Origin of the sequence: Bacillus cereus group sp. BfR-BA-01349, from assembly GCF_022663795.1 — a bacterium.
Lineage (GTDB): Bacteria > Bacillota > Bacilli > Bacillales > Bacillaceae_G > Bacillus_A > Bacillus_A cereus.
In genome coordinates this window covers 1-1,312 of sequence record NZ_JAKUGE010000109.1, presented here as the reverse complement: position 1 = coordinate 1,312, position 1,312 = coordinate 1, and the positions used below count along the sequence as shown (strand labels likewise).

Genomic DNA, 1,312 nt, shown 5'->3' with positions numbered 1-1,312 from the left:
CCTATCATTTGACAACTCGGAATGAAAGTTCACTGTTGAACAATTGTCCGACAGTGCCTAAGCTTTTCACTTAGGAACGTGTCGCACCGCCCTTGGGATGTATCAGCTGTAACTCCAGATCAAAAAGTACTTAAACCTATTGCAAATGAAAATGATTTAATTGAAAAGAGCACTCATATCTTTAATAAACTAGATGTTGAATTTTCAGCACTTTTAAACCGAATGTATAAACACAATTGTCTTGATTTAACAAGCCGCAAAGGAAAAGCAGCTGGTGGCTTTTGTGAGTACTTACCAGCTTCACAATTATCTTATATTTTTATGAACTTAAATTATACACAAGATGATATTATCACTTTTATACATGAAATGGGTCATAGTATTCATAACGAACTCATAAAACCATTAGAATTACGACAGTATATAGAAGTTCCAGCTGAAACAGCTGAACTAGCCAGTATGACAATGGAGTTATTCTCGCTTAATTATTGGGATACCTTCTATACAGACAAAAAAGATTTAAAACAAGCAAAAATTAACTTCTTTAAAGATGTTATTTCATATTTACCTATTATGCTTATTGTAGATCAATTTCAACACTGGCTGTATGAAAATCCAATTCATACTTCTGAAGAAAGAAATGAAAAATACTTACAACTTCAAAAACATTATCAATCTAGCGTCATACATATTGATGGCTACGAAAACTGGATAGCAACGAGTTGGTTACCTGTACTCCATATTTTTGAAGTACCATTTTATTATATTGAATACGCGATTGCCCAACTTGGGGCATTACAAATGTATAAACAATATAAAGAGGATCCTAAGCAAACACTAGAAAATTATAAAAAGGCATTATCACTAGGAAGCTCGCAATCTATAAAAGAAGTATATGATGCAGCCGGTATTCGTTTTGATTTCTCTGGTGAAACCATTAAAGAACTAATGCTATTTGTAGAAAAAGAATTAGAATTACTTGAGCAATTATAAGAAGAAAACTACACCTATATTTTAGGTGTAGTTTTCTTCTTTATTTTATTAATCAGTTCTATGTACTGAGTATCTCCATATCCGATTGTAGGAAAAAGATGAAACAACTTCTTTAATAATTCTTGAGTTGATAAATCTTTATTTTTAGAAATGAATTTCATTACTGCATTATCTTCTGTTAACATTTCTAAAAATAAGTCTATAGCCTGATACATTACAGGTGGTACCTTTGAACTGAACCCAAAAAATTAGACAAATATATTAAGCAGCTACTAAGGATTGAACTCTGTATTGCACAGGGGACAATCCTTTTAGTTTT

The 1,312-nt window shown here is 31.6% G+C and carries 2 pseudogenes; one reads left to right on the top strand and one right to left on the bottom strand.

From position 1 onward, the window contains the following. Positions 1 to 87 precede the first annotated feature (87 nt). Positions 88 to 993 (top strand): annotated as a pseudogene (locus MR169_RS27880) (M3 family oligoendopeptidase); the annotation flags it as partial. 14 nt (positions 994 to 1,007) lie between these two features. Here MR169_RS27880 and MR169_RS27875 read toward each other — a convergent pair. Continuing rightward, positions 1,008 to 1,223: pseudogene (locus MR169_RS27875) on the bottom strand (AraC family transcriptional regulator); the annotation flags it as partial. Positions 1,224 to 1,312 lie beyond the last annotated feature (89 nt).